General features: G+C 72.4%; 11 protein-coding genes and 1 pseudogene. 9 read left to right on the top strand and 3 right to left on the bottom strand.

Annotated elements, in window-relative coordinates; genetic code table 11:
- The first annotated feature begins 36 nt into the window (after window positions 1–36).
- On the top strand, window positions 37–2,361 hold the full coding sequence (locus BIV28_RS17710; protein ID WP_076263848.1) for a glycoside hydrolase family 31 protein: 2,325 nt from the start codon (window positions 37–39) through the stop codon (window positions 2,359–2,361).
- Window positions 2,362–2,427: 66 nt separating this feature from the next.
- On the opposite strand, the gene BIV28_RS17705 is transcribed toward BIV28_RS17710, so the two are convergent.
- A complete protein-coding gene (locus BIV28_RS17705; protein ID WP_076263847.1) occupies window positions 2,428–4,893 on the bottom strand; it encodes a fibronectin type III domain-containing protein in 2,466 nt (821 codons plus the stop codon).
- A gap of 111 nt (window positions 4,894–5,004) precedes the next feature.
- Between BIV28_RS17705 and BIV28_RS17700 the strand changes: the two genes are divergently transcribed.
- From BIV28_RS17700 to BIV28_RS17670, 7 genes are all read left to right on the top strand, one after another.
- On the top strand, window positions 5,005–5,970 hold the full coding sequence (locus BIV28_RS17700) for a cation diffusion facilitator family transporter (RefSeq protein ID WP_076263846.1): 966 nt from the start codon (window positions 5,005–5,007) through the stop codon (window positions 5,968–5,970).
- Between the two features lie 178 nt (window positions 5,971–6,148).
- Entirely contained in the window at window positions 6,149–6,904 is a 756-nt protein-coding gene (locus BIV28_RS17695; RefSeq protein WP_076263845.1) for a DeoR/GlpR family DNA-binding transcription regulator, read from the top strand.
- Between the two features lie 87 nt (window positions 6,905–6,991).
- Complete coding sequence (locus BIV28_RS17690; RefSeq protein ID WP_076263844.1) at window positions 6,992–8,446, top strand: sugar ABC transporter substrate-binding protein; 1,455 nt, start codon at window positions 6,992–6,994, stop codon at window positions 8,444–8,446.
- A 43-nt stretch (window positions 8,447–8,489) separates the two neighbouring features.
- Window positions 8,490–9,449 carry a carbohydrate ABC transporter permease gene (locus BIV28_RS17685; protein WP_083707478.1) on the top strand — a complete coding sequence of 320 codons (960 nt, stop codon included), beginning with the start codon at window positions 8,490–8,492 and terminating at the stop codon, window positions 9,447–9,449.
- Window positions 9,450–9,457: 8 nt separating this feature from the next.
- A complete protein-coding gene (locus BIV28_RS17680) occupies window positions 9,458–10,327 on the top strand; it encodes a carbohydrate ABC transporter permease (RefSeq protein ID WP_076263936.1) in 870 nt (289 codons plus the stop codon).
- Window positions 10,327–11,406, top strand: coding sequence for an ABC transporter ATP-binding protein (locus BIV28_RS17675; RefSeq protein ID WP_076263842.1), 1,080 nt, complete (start codon window positions 10,327–10,329; stop codon window positions 11,404–11,406). Before BIV28_RS17680 ends, BIV28_RS17675 begins: the two co-directional genes overlap by 1 nt.
- Entirely contained in the window at window positions 11,403–12,638 is a 1,236-nt protein-coding gene (locus BIV28_RS17670; RefSeq protein WP_076263841.1) for a CehA/McbA family metallohydrolase, read from the top strand. Before BIV28_RS17675 ends, BIV28_RS17670 begins: the two co-directional genes overlap by 4 nt.
- Window positions 12,639–12,856: 218 nt before the next feature.
- Here BIV28_RS17670 and BIV28_RS17665 read toward each other — a convergent pair whose 3' ends face one another.
- Window positions 12,857–15,769, bottom strand: coding sequence for a glycoside hydrolase family 38 N-terminal domain-containing protein (locus BIV28_RS17665; RefSeq protein ID WP_076263840.1), 2,913 nt, complete (start codon window positions 15,767–15,769; stop codon window positions 12,857–12,859).
- A 235-nt stretch (window positions 15,770–16,004) separates the two neighbouring features.
- A pseudogene (locus BIV28_RS20340) lies at window positions 16,005–16,917 on the bottom strand (HNH endonuclease signature motif containing protein).
- 166 nt (window positions 16,918–17,083) lie between these two features.
- Between BIV28_RS20340 and BIV28_RS20335 the strand changes: the two are divergent.
- On the top strand, window positions 17,084–17,338 hold the full coding sequence (locus BIV28_RS20335) for a hypothetical protein (RefSeq protein ID WP_242653117.1): 255 nt from the start codon (window positions 17,084–17,086) through the stop codon (window positions 17,336–17,338).
- The last annotated feature ends 192 nt before the right edge of the window (window positions 17,339–17,530 follow it).

Here is a 17,530-nt window from a genome sequence, read left to right as displayed (position 1 = left end):
CCCCGCAGCAGTCTCGGCAGCAAGGACCAGCGCACCATGAGGACCGACCACTTCATCCGCTTCGAACGCGTCGACTCGGTCGAGGAGGGCGAGCGCGGGATCCGCGCCCGCCTGCACGGCGAGACCTTCCTCGTCGAGGCGGTGCGTGACGACGTCGTCCGGCTGCGGATGAGCCGCGGCGGCGTGTTCGACGAGAAGCCGACCCACGCCGTGTGCCTCGACCCGCTGGCCGACCCCCTGTCGCAGGGCGTCGAGTGGTCGGTCGAGCAGGGGCCGGACGCGTGGCGGCTGCGCACCGCCGACCTCGTCGTCACGCTGTGGCTCGACCCCTTCCGCGTCGACGTCCACCGCACCGACGGCTCGCCGGTCATCGAGGCGGCTCCCGATGCGTCGGGCCGGTACTGGACGTACGCGACGCTCAACGACGCGTGGACGACGCGGCGCCGCATCGGCCGCGACGACGCCGTGTACGGCCTGGGGGAGAAGGGCGGTCGGCTCAACCGCCGCGGCCGCGACTTCACGCTGTGGAACACCGACGTGCTCAACGAGCACGCGACCGCCGAGTTCCGGGCCGGTCGGCCCGCCGACGACCCGCGTGCCGACATGACGAGCGTCGAGTTCGACCCGTACTACGTCAACATCCCCTTCTTCCACCACCGTTCGGCCGAGTCCGGGTCTGTCGCAGGCTCGTTCGTCGACAACGGCTACCGCGGCGAGTACGCGTTCAGCCACGACGACGAGTACCGCGTCAGCTTCCACGGTGGCCAGTGGACCGAGTACGTCTTCGCCGGGCCGGCCATGGCGTCGGTCATCGAGCGGTACACGTGGCTCACCGGGCGGGCGTCGCTGCCTCCCGTCTGGGCGCTCGGGTACCACCACTGCCGCTGGCACGCCTACAAGCAGCAGGACATCGAGGTGATCGCCAAGCGGTACCGCGACGACGAGTTCCCCTGCGACGCGATCTGGCTCGACATCGACTACATGGACGGCTACCGCGTCTTCACGTGGGACTCCGAGCGCTACCCCGACCCTGCGGGCATGCTCAAGGGCCTGGCCAACCAGGGCTACCGCGCGATCTCCATCGTCGACCCGGGCGTCAAGCACGACCCCGGCTACGAGGTCTACGACGACGGGCTGGCCCAGGACGTCTTCTGCCGCACGGAGGGCGGTGACACCTATGTGGGCCAGGTCTGGCCGGGCAACACCGTTTTCCCCGACTTCGCGACCCCCGAGGCCCGCGCCTGGTGGGGTGACCTCAACGCCCGCCACGTCGAGTCGGGGCTCGCCGGCATCTGGAACGACATGAACGAGCCGGCCACCGGCGAGATCCCGCCCGAGGCGATGCTCTTCGACCACGGCCGTGCCAAGCACGAGCGCTTCCACAACCAGTACGCGATGCTCATGGCGATGGGCACGCTCGAGGGGTTGCGCAAGGCGCGGCCCGAGGCGCGCACCTTCATCCTGTCGAGGGCCGGGTTCGCCGGCATCCAGCGGTACGCCGCGAACTGGATGGGCGACAACCAGGCCCGGTGGGACCACCTCTGGGTCAGCATGCCGATGGCCTGCGGCTTCGGGCTGTCCGGCCAGCCGTTCGTCGGCGCGGACATCGGTGGTTTCCAGGGTGACACCAATGCAGAGCTGTTCCTGCGCTGGATGCAGATGGGCACGCTGACCCCCTTCTGCCGCAACCACTCCGAGACCGACAACATCGACCAGTACCCGTGGTCGTTCGGGCCGGAGGTCCACGAGCTGGCCCGCCAGGCCGTCCGGCTCCGCTACCGCCTCATGCCCTACATCTACTCGTCGTTCGTGCGCGCGTCCCAGACCGGCGAGCCGGTGCAGCGCCCGCTCGTCCTCGACTTCCAGGACGACCCGGCCGTCGTCGACCTCGACGACCAGTACCTCTTCGGCCGCGACCTGCTCGTCGCGCCGGTCCACGAGGAGGGCGTCACCTCGCGCACCGTGTACCTGCCCGAGGGGCACTGGTATGACTGGCACACCGGCGAGCAGCACGAGGGGCGGCAGACGATCACCGTCGACACCCCCCGCGAGCGGATCCCGCTCTTCGCCCGCGCCGGAGCGGCGATCCCGATGTGGGAGGAGGCTCCCGCGTCGACCGACGGCTACGCGCCCGAGACCATCGAGCTGCACGTCTTCGAGCCCGCCGTCGACGGCTCGTGGACCTCGACGCTCGTCGAGGACGACGGGCTCACCTCCGGCGACGGCGTGCCGCAGCTCGTCACGACCGTCACGGTGACGCGGGCCGGCGGCGAGACCGCCGTGGCGCACGAGACGACCGGCGAGGCCTACCCCGGCCACCGCCGCACGTCGTTCCGCGAGGTCCGCCACAGCGGGTCCTGACGCATCGGCTCGACGGGGTCGGCCGGCCGGGTCGCTGGGCCCGGCCGGCCACCTCGGGAGCCGCTCTCAGCTCGAGCGGGAGACCGTCGTCATCCCGCCGACGAAGCACGTGACCGGCGTCGGGCACTCCGGCTGGGTCGGCACGTAGTCGGGCGTGTACCTGCCCCCGGAGCTCGTCCACGTGCCGGCGTCGAAGGACGCGGGACCCCAGTCGTTGCTGTATCCGTGGGGTGCGATGCAGTGGTCGGGCGACCAGCACGTGATCGTGGCGAGCCGGTAGGCGTTCATGTTCGGCGGGTTCACCGTCCAGGCGCGTCCGTCGAACTGCGCCCACGTCCCGTCGTCGGTGGTGGCCAGGCACGACGTCGAGCTCGCGCAGGCGAGGCGAGGGCCATCGGTCGGGAAGCCGGCGCCGATGGTGCGCGTCCAGTCCCAGCGGCCGCTCGCGAGGTACCGCCGGTAGCGGCCCCCCTCGGACGTCACCATGCAGTCGCCGGCCGGGGCGCACGACACGCTCGTGTTGTAGGCGAAAGCGGTGGGCACGACGTCGACCTTCGGCTGCCAGCGCACCCCGTCGAACCGGGATGCGTGGCCGTCGGGGTCGAGGGCCAGACACAGCGTCGGGCTGGAGCACGACAGGTCCCCGGCGGCGACCGGCATGGCCGTGAGCGGCCCCCACGCACCCTTGGACCACACCCGGTAGCGCCGGTTCAGGCCGTCGGTCGCGAGGCAGAAACCGGGACCCGAGCACTCGACGAGGGCGGTCTGGGCGAACAGCTTGCTCGTGCGCGTCCACCGAGCGCCGTCCCACACGACGAGCCAGCCGTTGTAGTCGACGAACGAGCACGCGTCGGGCGTGCGGCAGCCGATGCGGTTGACGCCGCCCCACGTCTGCACGTACGTCGTGACGAGCTTCCAGTGCGTCGACGCCGTCCATCGGTAGAAACGGCCGCGGTTGTCGACGGCGAAGCACGTGGTACTCGCACGCGGACACGACACGGCACGGATGCGGCCGGCGCCGGCGCTCAGCGCGGTCCGCTCGACGATCGAGGTCGTCGACCACCGGGTGACGTCGTCGAAGTTCATCGCGACGCAGAGGGTCGGCGAGGCGCACGAGACCTGTTCCGGCATGTCCAGGTGGGTCGCGTCCAGGAGGGGCGTGGCCTGCGACCACGTCGTGCCGGACACCGTGACCCTCGAGGAGTCACCCAGGCCGAGGCAGCTCGTCGGTGTGCACGAGATCGTGCGCAGACTGCCGGCGTCACCGCCGAGGTAGCCGGTGCTCCAGCCGCTCGAGGTCAGCGTCCCGCGCCAGTTGTCGTTCGGCTTCGCCGAGCTCGACCCGACCGCGAAGCAGCGGTAGGCGGCCTGGCACGAGACGTCGTCCCACTCGACGCCGCGGAGGGTGCCGATGCGCACCGGGGCCTGCCACGTCGTGCCGATGCGTGTCGTCGACCAGCCGTCACTGCGCACGGCGACGCAGTACGTCGTCGTCGGGCAGTCGAGCGAGCTCCACTGCGACGACGGCGAGCCCGTCGTCCGCCAGGTGCCACCGCTGTACTCGACGATCCCGGCGCCGCTGACCCCGAGGCACCGGCCGGCCGCCGGGCAGGTGAGGGATCCGACCACTGCGCCGATGGCCTTGTCGTCGGCCGGGGCGAAGGCGTGGACGGGCGCCGACCAGGTCGTGCCCGACATGACCTGGAACGACCCGGTGTTGTCGAGGGCCAGGCACCACGTGCTCGTCGCGCACGCCATCGCGCCCGGCCAGCCGTGCCACGGGCTGGCGACCGTCGTCGTCCACGTCCGCGTCGGAAGAAGCCGCACGTCGATGCTGACCAGCCCCTGGCGGCCGGAGGCGTCCTGGGCCACGACGCGGTACGAGGCGGAGACCCCGGGCACGAGGCCGGTGTCGGAGAACGTCGTGCCCGTGCCGGAGTACACGGTCCGAGCGGATCCGCCACCCTGCGAACGGGTCACCACGACGGCAGCCGCGCCCGGGTCGGTCGGCTGCGTCCAGCGGACGGTCGCCGTCGTGCCGCTCGTGCCGGTCACGGTGAGGCCCCCGACCCGCTGGAGGCCGGTGTAGGTCCTGGCCGAGAACGGCGCCAGGTAGCCGCCGGCGCCGTCGTCGGCCCAGATGGTGTACCGGTAGTTCGTCCAGGCGGCGACGGTGTCGTCGACGGCCTGCTCGAGGTCGCCCTGGTAGACCAGGGTGCCGGCCGTGGGGCTCGGGGTCCCGATGCCGTCGTCACGACGCACGGTGAAGCTCTTCGTGCCCTCGCCGGACCACGACCACGCCAACGCCACCCGGGTCGTGCCCGGCGAGGCGACGAGCCTCGTCACGGAGCTGCCGGTCGCCGACGTGGCCTCACCTGCCGCCGCGGGGGCGGACGCACCGGTGGGCGTGGCGTCGGTTCCGGTGGGGGACGCCCCTGCCGGTGGGGCGAGCCCGGCGACGGCCGCGACGGTGAGCAGCACCACCAGCGTCGTGAGCGCGGACGAGACGTGACGACGGCGCGGCCTGGCCATGGGTCCCCTGTCGACCTGGTGCCGGCGACGTGCCGGGCGGGAGGATCGTAGCCGTGCCGGTGCGCCTCGTGGGGCGTTGTGCGAGGTACCGCGGAGGGTAAGGATTCGAGCATGGCCGACGACGCGAAGTCCTCCGGTGGCGAGAGCCTCGTCACCGTCATCGTCGCCCTCGTGGCGAACGCTCTCATCGCCGTCGCGAAGTCGATCGTCGCGGTCATCACGGGGTCGGCGTCGATGGTCGCCGAGGCCGCCCACTCGTGGGCCGACGCGGGCAACGAGATCTTCCTGCTCGTCGCCGAGCGCCGGGCGGCCAAGCCGCGCGACGACCAGCACCCGTTCGGCTACGGCCGCGAGGCGTACGTGTGGTCGATGTTCGCGGCGTTCGGGCTCTTCGGTGCCGGCGCGGTGGTGTCGGTGTGGCACGGCATCCAGTCGCTGACGGCGTCCGAGGGTGAGACCGAGTACCTCTGGGCCTACGTCGTGCTCGGCATCTCGTTCGTCCTCGAGAGCGTGTCGTTCATCCAGGCCACCCGCCAGACCCGGGCCGAGGCCCGCCGCCGCGGCCTGCACGCCCTGCCCTTCCTCGGCTACACCTCGAACCCGACGCTGCGGGCCGTGTTCGCCGAGGACGCCGCGGCCCTCATCGGCATCGTCCTGGCCGGCAGCGGCATCGTCCTGCACCAGGTCACCGGCAACGCGGTGTGGGACGCCGTCGGCTCGATCCTCGTCGGGCTGCTGCTCGGCGTCGTCGCCATCTACCTCATCAGCCGCAACCGCGACTTCCTCGTCGGCGAGACGGTGCGGCCCGAGCTGTGGCGCAAGGTGCTCGACGAGCTGACCGGCAGCCCGGAGGTCGAGCGCGTGACGTTCCTGCACCTCGAGTTCGTCGGCCCGAGCCGGATGCTCCTCGTCGCGGCCGTCGACCTCGTCGGCGACGAGACGGAGTCGCAGGTCGCCGAGAAGCTGACGGCCATCGGGCGGCGCATCGAGGAGTCCGACGCCATCGAGCGCGCCATGGTGACGCTGTCGCGGCCCGACGCGCCCACCCTCGAGCCCGGGGCCGCTCCCGCCGCCTGACGCGCGCCTTCCCGCCGACGCGTCCGCCCAGCTCGACGCGTCCACCCCACCTGCTTGACGCGTCCGTACACGGGGTACCCGGCCCTCGAGCCCCGCGCGAGCGGACGTCTTCTGCGCGCTCACACGTTCGGCGCTCAGCAACGCGCAATTTCGCTCATTTCTGTGCAACGCTCTGAGCGTGCGCTACGCGAGGCATCGCGCCATCACCGACGAGGTACGAGACGGAGCCGTCTCCGTGCAGGACCTCGTCGTGCGCCTGGGCGTGTCCTCGGCCACGATCCGCCGCGACCTCGCCGAGCTCGCCGACGCCGGTCTCGTGCGCCGCGTCCACGGCGGTGCGGCCCCCGCGCTGCCCGTCGAGATCGACCGACCCTACGAGGAGGTCGCCGACGACGCCGCCGCCGAGAAGCACCGCATCGCGCAGGCGGCAGCGGCCCTCATCAACGACGGCGACACCGTCCTGCTCGACATCGGCACGACGACCGGCGCGCTGGCCCGCGAGCTGAGGGGCCGGCGGATCACCGTCATCACCCCGAGCCTCGCCGTGCTCGACGCGCTGCGCGACGACCCGGTCGTCGACCTCGTGCTCCTCGGCGGCGTCGTCCGTCGGCGGTACCACTCGCTCGTCGGCCCGCTCACCGAGGACGCGTTGCGCCACGTCAGCGCGTCGCTCGTGTTCCTCGGCACCAGCGGCGTCGACGCGGAGGGCTGGATCCTCGACACGACCACCGTCGAGGTGCCGACCAAGCGGCGCCTCGTCGAGAGCGGCGGCCGCGTCGTCCTGCTCGCCGACCACACGAAGTTTCCCGGCAAGGGCTCGATCCGCGTCTGCGACCTCGGGTCCGTCTCCACGGTCATCACGACCTCGCTCGCCGACCCGCTCACGCTCGCCCGCGCCCGCGAGGGCGGCACCGAGGTGCTCCTCGCGCCGTAGCCCAGACCACCACTCGTCCGTCACCACCCGCTCGCCACACCCGCGTCGCCCCGACACGTCAGCCCCGCCCGGAGAAGGAGCCACACCATGGATGTCCGCCCCGCCCCGCAGGACCCGTCGCGACACGCACACCCGCGCCCCGTGCGTCGCGCCGTCGTCATCGGCATCGCGGCCTCCGTCGCGCTGGTGGGGGCGGCCTGCGACCGGAGCGGCTCCACGTCGACCAACCCGACGCAGAACGCCGACGCCAAGGACGTCACGCTGACGATCACGTCCAACTCCATCGCCGGGGGCAAGAACGCCGACGAGGCCGACTGGTACACCAAGTACGTCATCCCGACCTTCACCCAGCAGCAGAAGGCCAAGGGCGTCACGGTCAAGGTGACCTTCCAGCCGTCCGGCGTCGACGACGAGCAGTACAAGACGAAGGTCGCGCTCGACCTCAAGAGCCGCGCAGGCGCCGACGTCATGGCGCTCGACGGCATCTGGGTCGGCGAGTTCGCCCAGGCCGGCTACCTCAAGCCGCTCACCGACGTCGCGGGGCCCGACGTGACCAAGTGGGAGGGCTGGTCGCAGATCCCCAAGGCCGTGCAGGCCAACGTGTCCTTCGAGGACAAGACGTACGGCATCCCCGCGGGCACCGACGGGCGCGTCCTCTACTTCAACAAGAAGCTCTTCGCCCAGGCCGGGCTGCCCGCCGACTGGCAGCCCAAGTCGTGGCAGGACATCATCGCCGCCGGCACCAAGCTCAAGGCGATCCAGGGCGTCAACCCGATCCAGATCGACGCCGGCACCGCGATGGGCGAGGCCACGACGATGCAGGGCGTGCTGCCGCTGCTCGCCGGCGCCGGCTCGGAGATCTACGCCGACGGCAAGTGGCAGGGCGACACCAAGGCCGTGCGCGACGTGCTGACCTTCTACAAGCAGCTCATGGACCAGGGCCTGTCGAGCAAGACCTTCCAGCAGGCCGCCAAGGGCCGCGACCAGTCCTTCGCGGCGTTCGCCGAGGGCAAGGTCGGCATCCTCCTCGAGGGCGACTACTTCTGGCGCTCGGTCATCAACCCCGACAACGGCGACGCACCGATGGCCACGCGCGACGCCGACGTCGGCTGGGCCTACATCCCGGCGCGCGAGCCCGGCACCGGCGTCGGCGGCACCGACTACGTGTCGATGTCCGGTGGCGGCGGCTACTTCCTCAACCCGAACACGAAGTACCCGCAGCAGGCGTGGGAGCTGCTCCAGTTCATCGGGTCGGCCGATGCCATCAACGCGCTCCTCGACGGGTCGGCGAAGGTCACCGCCCGCCAGGACGTCAACGCCCAGGTGCTGGCCAAGGACCCGCTCCTGTCGTTCATCTCGACCAAGGTCCTGCCGGTGACGCACTACCGTCCCGGCCTGGCCGTCTACCCCCAGGTCTCCCAGGCGCTGCAGCAGGCCACCGCCGACATCGTGTCCGGCAAGAGCGTCGACGAGGCCGCGAAGACCTACGGATCGGCGGTCGACAAGGCCGTCGGGGGCGCCGACAAGGTGTCGTCGTCGTGAGGGGTCACGGGTGCCCGCCCCTGCAGGGGGAGGCGGGCCCCCGATGACCCTCGCACCGCCGAAGGCGTCACCGGGAGCGCCACCGGGGCGGACGCGTCGGGCGTCGCGGGCAGTGCAGTCGGCGTCGGGCGGGTCGGTCGACGCCGCGGGGCTGGGACGCCGCCGCGCCGCCGTGCTCGTCTCCCCGGCGCTCGTGCTCGTCACCGCGTTCCTCGTCGTGCCGGCGGTGTGGACGGTCTACCTGGGCGCCACCGACTACCGGCTCACCGGCGTCCAGGCCGCGAACCCGCAGTTCGTCGGGCTCGAGAATTTCCGGGCCGCGCTCGTCGACCCCGACTTCCGCAACTCGCTCTGGCTCACCGTGCTCTTCGTGCTCGGGTCGGCCATCATCGGCCAGACCGTCGCCGGGTTCGCCCTGGCGTGGACGCTGCGCTCGGTGCCCAAGCTGGTCCGGTCGGGCATCGAGATGCTCGTGCTCCTCGCGTGGATCCTGCCGAGCTCGATCGTCGCCTTCCTCTGGGTCGCCTACCTCTCCGGTGACGGAGGCACCCTCAACGCGCTGCTCCACACGCCGGGCACCGAGTGGCTGCTCGAGCACCCGATGGCCTCGATCATCGTCTTCAACACGTGGCGCGGCACCGCGTTCTCGATGCTGCTCTTCTCGGCGGCGCTCGGGGCCGTCCCGCCCTCGCAGCTGGAGTCGGCGCGGCTGGCGGGCGCGGGGACGTTCGCGCAGCTGCGCGACGTCGTGCTGCCGCACATCCGCGGGCACGTGCTGACGAACACGCTGCTCATCAGCCTCTGGACGTTCAACGACTTCTCGCCCTACCTGCTGACGGCCGGCGGCCCGAACCACGCGAGCGAGACGCTGCCGGTCTTCATCTACAACAAGGCCCTCTACGGCGGCCAGCTCGGCTACGGGTCGGCGATCTCGTTCATCATGCTCGTCATAAACCTCGTCATCGCGCTCTTCTACGTGCGCCTGCTGCGGGAGCGCCGATGACGACGCTGATGAGGACCCAGACGACGACGCCCAAGCGGACGCCGAGGAAGGCCTCTGCGCAGCCCCGTTCGGTGGTGCGGCACCTGGCGCTCGTGGCCTTCCTCGCCGTCGTCGTGGCGTTCTGGGCGCTGCCGATGCTGTGGCTCGTCACGGCGCCGTTCGACGCGCACCCGGGCCTCGACGTCAGCTGGCCCGACTGGACGCTCGACAACTTCCGCAAGCTGTCGGAGAACCCGTACGCGTTCTCCTCGCTGAAGAACTCGGTGTACCTCGCGGGCGGCACGATGCTCGGCGTCACCGCCTTGGCGGCGCTCGCGGCCTACTCGCTGTCGCGGGTGCGCATCCCGGGCCGCAACGGCATCCTCTACGGGCTGCTGCTGCTCAGCTCGATCGTGACGGGCACCGCGGCGATGGTGCCGATCTTCCAGCTGATGTTCCAGCTCAACCTCATCGACGACCGCTCCGGCGTGATCCTCGTGCTGACGGGCGGCCTGCTGCCGGCGGCGATCTTCATCCTCAAGGACTTCATGGACGCGACGCCGAAGTCCTACGAGGAGAGTGCGCGGGTCTTCGGTGCGAGCCCGACGCAGGTGCTGCGGCACGTCGTCATGCCCATCGTCCGCCCGGGGCTCGCGACCATCGCCGTGTGGGCGCTCGTCAACGTGTGGAGCGACTTCCTCACCGCGTACATCCTGCTGCGCGACCCGGCGAAGATCCCGGCCGGCGTCGTCATGTACACCTTCTACTCCGAGGGTGGGCAGGCGAACCTGCCTCTCATCTCGGCGTTCTCGCTCGTCTACGCGCTGCCGGTGGTGGCGCTCTACCTGTTCGTCAACCGACGCTACGGGTTCCGGTTCCACGGAGGCATCAAGAGCTGATGGCCAGCATTCGTATCGAGGGCCTGACCAAGGTCTACCCGGGCGACGTCACCGCCATCGACGGTCTCGACCTCACGGTCGAGGACGGGTCGTTCTTCGCGCTGCTCGGCCCGTCGGGGTGCGGCAAGACGACGCTGCTGCGCACCATCGCGGGGCTCGAGGCGGCGTCGGGCGGCACCATCGGCATCGGGGACCGGGATGTCACGGCGCTGACGCCGGGGGAGCGCAACGTCGCGATGGTCTTCCAGGACTACGCGCTCTTCCCGCACATGACGGTCACCGACAACATCGCCTACCCGTTGCGCATCAAGAAGGTCGGCCGTGGCGAGCGCACCGCCAAGGCCGCCGACACCGGCGAGGGCCTCGGTCTCTCCGAGCTCATGGACCGGCGTCCCGGCGAGCTGTCCGGTGGCCAGCAGCAGCGCGTGGCGCTGGCCCGGGCGATGGCGTGCAACCCGAGCGTGTTCCTGCTCGACGAGCCGCTGTCGAACCTCGACGCGCGCCTGCGCCTCGAGGCCCGCACCTTCCTCAAGAGGCTCCAGCGTGACCTCGGCGTCACCACCGTGTTCGTGACCCACGACCAGAGCGAGGCTCTCGCGATGGCCGACCAGATCGCGGTCATGGAGGCGGGGCGGATCCGCCAGCTCGGGACGCCGCAGGAGATCTTCCGGCGCCCCGCCAACACGTTCGTCGCCAACTTCATCGGGTCGACGCCGATGAACATGCTGCCGGGCACTCTCGCGGGCGGGTCGCTGCGGGTCGGCTCCCTCGAGGGTGTCGACGCGCTCGGGGCTGGCTGGGTGGGCCGCGACGCCGCCGACGGTGAGGTGACCGTCGCGTTCCGGCCCGAGTACGCCAAGGTCGACGCCGACGGTCCCCTCGTCTTCAAGGGGACGGTCGAGACGACGGAGAGCCTCGGTGCGAGCGTCCTCGTGACGTCGCGCACCGATGACGGCCAGCGGGTGCAGGTCGTCGTGCCGGAGGGCACCGAGCCGGAGGCCGGGGCGGTCGTGGGGGTCGCCCCGGCCTCCGGACGGGTGCTCGTCTACGACGCGGAGGGGGAGCTGCTGTCGCCATGAGCGGACGGACCCTGCTCCACGTGCGTCGGGAGTGGCGCCCCGACGACCGCGCGGAGTCACAGATCCGCGAGGTCCCCTTCGACGTGCCCGGTTCAGGGGTGGGCGCGATCGAGGTGAAGCTGACGTATGCCGGCGGACCGGGGGGCGTGCTCGATCTCGGGCTCGCGGGGCCGCAGGGATACGTGGGGTGGTCGGGTGGGGCACGGAGCCGTGTCGTCGTCTCCCAGGGGTGGGCGACGCCGGGCTACGTGCCCCATCCGGCCGAGGGCGGCACGTGGTCGGTGCTCGTCGGTCTGCACCGGGTGCCATCAACGGGCGTGACGATGGAGCTGACCGTCCGCTCGGTCGATGCGTCGGTCGTCGACGAGCACCGTCGAGCGGAGCCGGAGGACCCGCCGGCTGCGACGTCGGCACGGCCGCGTGCGGGAAGGGCGCGCGGCCTGCCGACGGTCGACGGGATGCAGTGGCTGGCCGGCGACTTCCACTCGCACACGGTGCACTCCGACGGGTCGCTGTCGGTGGGCGGCCTTGCGGCGCTTGCGGTCTCGCGAGGGCTGGACTTCCTCGCGGTCACCGACCACAACACGGTCAGCCACCACCCGCACCTGCCGGAGGCTGGCCGGCGGCACGGCATCCTGCTGCTGCCCGGGCAGGAGGTGACGCGCGACGTCGGCCACGCCAACGCGTTCGGCGACATCGGGCTCCTCGACTTCCGGTCGGCTCCCGAGACGTGGGCCGAGCAGGCCGAGAGCCGGGGCGGGCTGCTGTCGGTCAACCACCCGCTCGGCGGCGACTGCGCCTGGCTGCTGCCAGTGGGGGAGCCGCGCGTGGCGGAGGTGTGGCACTCGTCGTGGGCGCTCGCGCCGACCTGGGGGGCGCCGCTGGCGTGGTGGCAGCAGACGCCGCGCACCATCCCGATCGGGGGCAGCGACTACCACCGGCATGGCAGCGACGGCCTGCCCGGGGCGCCGACCACCTGGGTGCTCGCCGAGGACGACGACATCGTCGGAGCGGTGCGCGCCGGACGCACGGCGGTCAGCTCCGGCGTCGACGGGCCGTTGCTGCTGCGCGACGGCGACGACGTCATCGCCCTGTGTGCCGAGGGGCTGCTGCTGACGGGCTTCGGCCGGCCGCGCCGGCTGCTGCGCGACGACCGGGTGCGGGTCAGCGGCTGGGAGGGGCCGTGCTGGCTCGAGGGCGACGACCGCGTCGTCCACGCCCTCTGCGGCTGACCCTCTCGCCTCTCCCTGACCCCGCCGCTTCGACCCCTTTCCATCGAGTGAGCACTCCGTCCCACCCGTCTCTTCATCGAGTGAGCAGTCGGTCCCACCCGTCCCACGACGCATGGGGCCGGGCGCTCACTCGATCGTGAAGGGGTGTGCCCCGTGGGGTTGGGCGCTCACTGGATGTGGGGGTGGGACTGATGTCGTCCTCGCGTGGTGGACGCCCGTCAGTTGGCGAAGGGCAGCGGTACCTCCACGCGGACGGCGGCGATCTGCCACGGGCGCAGCGGGATCCGCGCGCGTCCGTCGCGCACCTCGACCGGCTCGGCGGGCTGCGCGTCGCGCCCGAACCCGTCGACTGTCCGGGCGCCATGCACCGGCGCGGCGTCGGAGCCGAGGACGGCGACGGTGGGCTGGTCGGACAGGTTGACGATGCGCACCTCGACGGACCTGTCGGCGTCCGCCCGGCGCCGGAGCGACACGAGCTCGACACCGGCGCCGTCGACGGGCAGGCCCTCGACGGACGTGAGCGGCGCGTCCGCAGGGCCGGTGCCCGCCGTGCGGACGACGGGGTGCAGATACGCGTCGGTCGCTTCGGCGACACGCGACTCGGCCCACGAGCCGCGGTGCGGCATGACGGCGAGCGACAGGTGGCACGGTCCGAGCGCCTGCGCGTCCGGCGTCGGCAGCTGGGGGCCGGCCGGCTCGCTGCGGTAGGGGTGGACGTTGCGGCTGAGGTAGCCGATCGAGCGCAAGGCGGTGACGGCGATCTCCGTGCCGGATCCCGCGGCATCGGCGCTGTCCACGACCTCGTACTCGACCGTCCGGCCGAGAAGCACGGCGACGCCGCCCGCGTCGACGAAGCGCTCGGCCGGGAAGGTCGGGATCGGGTGCTCGCCGACCGGCCCGGCCTCGGCCGTGCGTCCGCGTTCGACGACGGCGAGCTGGCCGAGGGCGTGCGAGACCGCGGCCGGTTCGGCGGTCGGGACGTGGAGGCGCAACCGGTGGTCGCGGGTGAGGTTCTGCCATTCCAGGCGGAGCCGGACGAACGGCTCGCCGGCCCGCAGCTCGACGTGCATCGCGACGTCGGTGGTGGCCGTGGCCTCGGACCGGCCGGCCAGGTCGCTCGAGACAGGGAGCTTGTACCGGCGGTCGACGCGGAGGGCGCCGACGATTCGACCCTCGCCGCCGAGCCCGGCCATCGACACCTCGGTCGGCTCTGAGACGAGCACGTCGTGGGCCGGCGGCGCGTAGTTGTAGGAGTCTCCGGGGTCGCCGCCGTCGACGAGCCGGCCGACGCCGCGGAGCGTGACGCCGTCGGCGGTGACGGTCAGCGTGCCGTCGTCGTCGACGCGGACCTGAACGAGGCCGTTGTCGAGCACCCGCTCGCCCTGACGGATCGGGGCCGTCCCGACGGAGCCTGCCGGCGACGTCGACAGGACCGTGGGACCAGCCGCGACGAGGCCTGCGCCCTGATCGCGTTCGCCCGCAGACAAGGTGTCAGGCGCTGACCTAGCCGCGTCGCCCTCCGAGCGTGGTGCCTCAGCCACGGTGGAGGCGAGCTCTGCGACGCGAATCGCGGCCCAGCCGAGGGGCGGGGCGGTGACGGCGGCGGCCAGCCGGCGTCGGGGCTCGTCGGCGGTGACGACCTCCCAGACCGCGTCGACCGGGGAGGCGTCGGCGGCGCGGCGCAGGCGCCCCTCCTCGGCGATGGCGTCGAAGCCGGGGTCCCCGTGGTCGGCGAGCCGGAACGTGACGCGTCGGGCGTCGGCGTCGATGTCGATGGACCGCAGCTCGAACCCGAAGAGCTCGCGGTCGTGCACGCGGTGCATGAGCTTCGGGAGGTCTGCGGCAGAGACGGGTTCGCGGGCCAGCTCGGTGCCGGGTCGCGAGATCTCCTGCGCGGGGACGACCCGTCCGCTCGGCAGCTCGAAGCCGACGGCACCCCACTGGTCGGGCACCGGCACGGTCACGTCGATGACGTCGTGTCGCCCCCTCGCGAGCGGGTTTGCGACGACGAGCGACCCGACCGGGCTGGCCCCCTCGGCCGTGGCGAGCGCGCGGTCGCGCACGGCCTGGGCGGCGTGCTCGCCCTCCTGGAGACGGGCGAGCACCTGCACGGCGGTCTCGTCGACGCCGCAGCCGGTGACGGAGTCGTGGCACGAGGAGTCGATGACGCGTCGCCAGGCCATGGACAGGTAGTGGCTCGGCAGGGCCGGCAGGTGGAGCGCGGCGAACGGCTCGGCGTAGCGGGTCAGCAGCCGCTCGGTGCGGGCCATCGCCTCCTTGAGCTGCCACCGGACCGAGAGGACGCCGGGCAGGATGTTGGCGCGGGCGTGGCTGCGCAGCTCGCCGTCGACGGTGAGCAGGTCGTCGCAGGGCGTGCGGGGCTCGGCGAGGTACTCGGTCAGCGTCGCGACCCGGATGCGCGGACCCGCCTCGTCGGCGTCGAGGTCAGCGACCTCGGTCATGAGCGAGGGCAGGGGTGCGGCGTGGTCGGTGCCGTACATCGCGAGGAAGTCCTCGCCGTACGCGGCGGTCTGGGTGGCCAAGCGCGTCGCGAGGCGTTCGCGTGCGGCGCCGGCGCCGAAGACGTCGGCGACGTTGCCGTAGCTGTTGGCGAGGAACTCGGTGCCGATGCCGGTGCCGTCGGGGGAGCGCCACCAGAACTCGTGGCGGTCGACCTCGGCCGGCACCCCGCGGTAGACGACGGCCTGCTCGATTCCGACGTGACGCAGGATCTGGGGCATCTGCGCGCAGTGGCCGAACATGTCGGGCAGGTAGCCGACCGGCATGACCGGCCCGAGGCGGGCGGCGTCGGCCCAGCCCATCTCGAGGTTGCGGATCATCGTCTCGCCCGAGCAGAGGAACTCGTCCATGAGCACGCGCCAGGGCCCGACGGCGAGCTGGCCACGGGCGACGAGCGAGCGGACGGCGTCGGTCTGCTCGGGGCGGACCTCGAGGTAGTCGTCGACAGCGGCCATCTGCCCGTCCATCGTGAACCGGAAGTCCGGCTCCCGTTCGGCCCTGCTGACGACGTCGTCCATGAGGTCGACGAGCCGCAGCCGGAAGCGCTGGAAGGGTTCGTACCACTCGCGGTCCCAGTGCGTGTGGGGGACGAGCCACACCGTCGTGGTCATGGTCACCGATCCTGCCAGCCGGGCACCTCTGTCGCCCGGCGTGACCCGCTGCCCGTTTGGGGTCGGCGGCCGTGGGGTCAAAGCGCCGCAAGCCCCGAGGGTTCGGCGACACGGGTGGGTGAGTGCGGACGGGGCGGGCGCGGACTGGGCGAACGTGGACGGGGCGGGCGCGCTCTGGGCGAACGTGGACACGCCGAGGGCCCCGCCGGCGCCGGCAGGGTGCGGGGCGCGTCGGTCAGGTGTGCCAGGTGACGCCGGCAGCCGTGACCGTCGCACGGAGGTCGCGCTCGTGCACGACCGTGTGGTGGCGCTGGCAGAGCAGCGCCCCGTTGTCGAGGCACGTCAGGCCGCCGCGGTGCCAGGGCACGACGTGGTGGGCGTCGCACCAGGTGGGTGGGACGGTGCAGCCCGGGTAGGTGCACCCCCGGTCGCGGGCGATGAGGGCCAGGCGCTGGCCGCGGGTGAAGAGGCGACGGCCGCGGCCGACGTCGAGCGGCTCGCTGTCGGCGCCGAGCACCATCGGGATGATCTCGGCGTCACAGGCCAGCCGCCGCACCACGCCCGGCGACAGGACGTCACCAGTGAGAGTCGTGCCCGTGCCGCGGACGTCACCGACCAGGGCGTCGAGATCCATCAGGACGACGACCTTGGCCTTGTCGGTGGTCGGGATGCCGTCGGTGGAGGCGACGCCGCGCTGCACGATCGTCAGCAGTCCCTCGAGGCGTCGACGCGGGTGTGCGGGTGTCGGCCGCGGTGGTCCGCCCCCGCTCGTCGACCTCGGGGCACGGCGCGGCGAGCGGGTCGATAGCCGCCTTGAGAACGGCCGCCCCCTCCGGGTCCAGCGTGCCTCGCAGCCCCACCATGCCCGTGGCGTCGGGCTGGCTGAACCAGAGGCCGCGGGCCTCCCGGCGTCCACGGTCGAGGCGGTCCTCGTCGCGGGGCGGCCGGATCTGCTCGGCGTGGTGGCGCACGAGGCGCGCGAGCTCCTCCGGCCGCAGCCGGGGCGCCTGCTCGGTCAGGTCGGCGAGTGCCGTACAAGGTCGTCGGGGTCGGCCACGGGCCTCGTCCGTGCATCGAAGAGGACGACCTGCGCGGCCTGCCCGACGGTGACCTGCTGGGTGAGGACGAGCAGGCGCAGCCGAGCCCATCTGGCGTCGGCCAGGGCGGCGTGACGAAGGCCGCAGCCTGCCCCGCGGTGAGGGAGGGGTCGTGGCGGCGTAGCCAGTCGGTGCGCGACAGCCCGTCGGGTGCCTCGACCCCGCGCGAGACGAGCTCCGAGACGATGCCGACGAGCGCGACCTCCTGCGAGCGCCGTTGCTGGGCGACGCGTTCGGCTGCAGCCGTGAGGTCGGCCTCGGCGTGCGGCGTCAGGTCGAAACCGACGAGGGCGTCACACGCGATCGTCTCGTGGTGCTCAGCGGCGCCCTGGGTGCCGGCTCGCGCCTCGCGCCGGGCCCGCTCCTCGCCGCGTCGGGCCGTGGCCTCGATCCAGGTGGGGTCGTCGACCATCTCGTCGTAGCCGGCCGCGTCGAGCCACGGCAAGGCGCGCGGGTCGAGCGACGCGAGTGACCCCGGCGGCAGCGTCGCCCACGGGCCGCCGCCGGCGTCGATCCGCGCGTCGTGATCGTGGCTCCGACGACCCCGCGTGCCGCGCCCCGCTACAGACGGCGCTGACGTTGCCGAGGAGGACGAGGACCTGGTGGCCGAAGCCTGGGTGATCCGGTCCCAGAACCCGCGCTCGGCCACCCCGCCCGCGGCGCG

It is taken from the genome of Intrasporangium flavum, from assembly GCF_001956915.1.
Lineage (GTDB): Bacteria > Actinomycetota > Actinomycetes > Actinomycetales > Dermatophilaceae > Monashia > Monashia flava.
This window is presented reverse-complemented; position numbering and strand designations above follow the sequence as displayed.

What these genes read in the sequence shown, in the direction of transcription:
- BIV28_RS17700 (WP_076263846.1), top strand. Translation starts at nt 5,005, where the DNA reads ATGGCCGACGACGCGAAGTCCTCCGGTGGCGAGAGCCTCGTCACCGTC.
- BIV28_RS17690 (WP_076263844.1), top strand. Translation starts at nt 6,992, where the DNA reads ATGGATGTCCGCCCCGCCCCGCAGGACCCGTCGCGACACGCACACCCG.
- BIV28_RS17670 (WP_076263841.1), top strand. Translation starts at nt 11,403, where the DNA reads ATGAGCGGACGGACCCTGCTCCACGTGCGTCGGGAGTGGCGCCCCGAC.
- BIV28_RS17665 (WP_076263840.1), bottom strand. Translation starts at nt 15,769, where the DNA reads ATGACCACGACGGTGTGGCTCGTCCCCCACACGCACTGGGACCGCGAG.
- BIV28_RS17705 (WP_076263847.1), bottom strand. Translation starts at nt 4,893, where the DNA reads ATGGCCAGGCCGCGCCGTCGTCACGTCTCGTCCGCGCTCACGACGCTG.
- BIV28_RS17685 (WP_083707478.1), top strand. Translation starts at nt 8,490, where the DNA reads ATGACCCTCGCACCGCCGAAGGCGTCACCGGGAGCGCCACCGGGGCGG.
- BIV28_RS17675 (WP_076263842.1), top strand. Translation starts at nt 10,327, where the DNA reads ATGGCCAGCATTCGTATCGAGGGCCTGACCAAGGTCTACCCGGGCGAC.
- BIV28_RS17710 (WP_076263848.1), top strand. Translation starts at nt 37, where the DNA reads ATGAGGACCGACCACTTCATCCGCTTCGAACGCGTCGACTCGGTCGAG.
- BIV28_RS17680 (WP_076263936.1), top strand. Translation starts at nt 9,458, where the DNA reads ATGAGGACCCAGACGACGACGCCCAAGCGGACGCCGAGGAAGGCCTCT.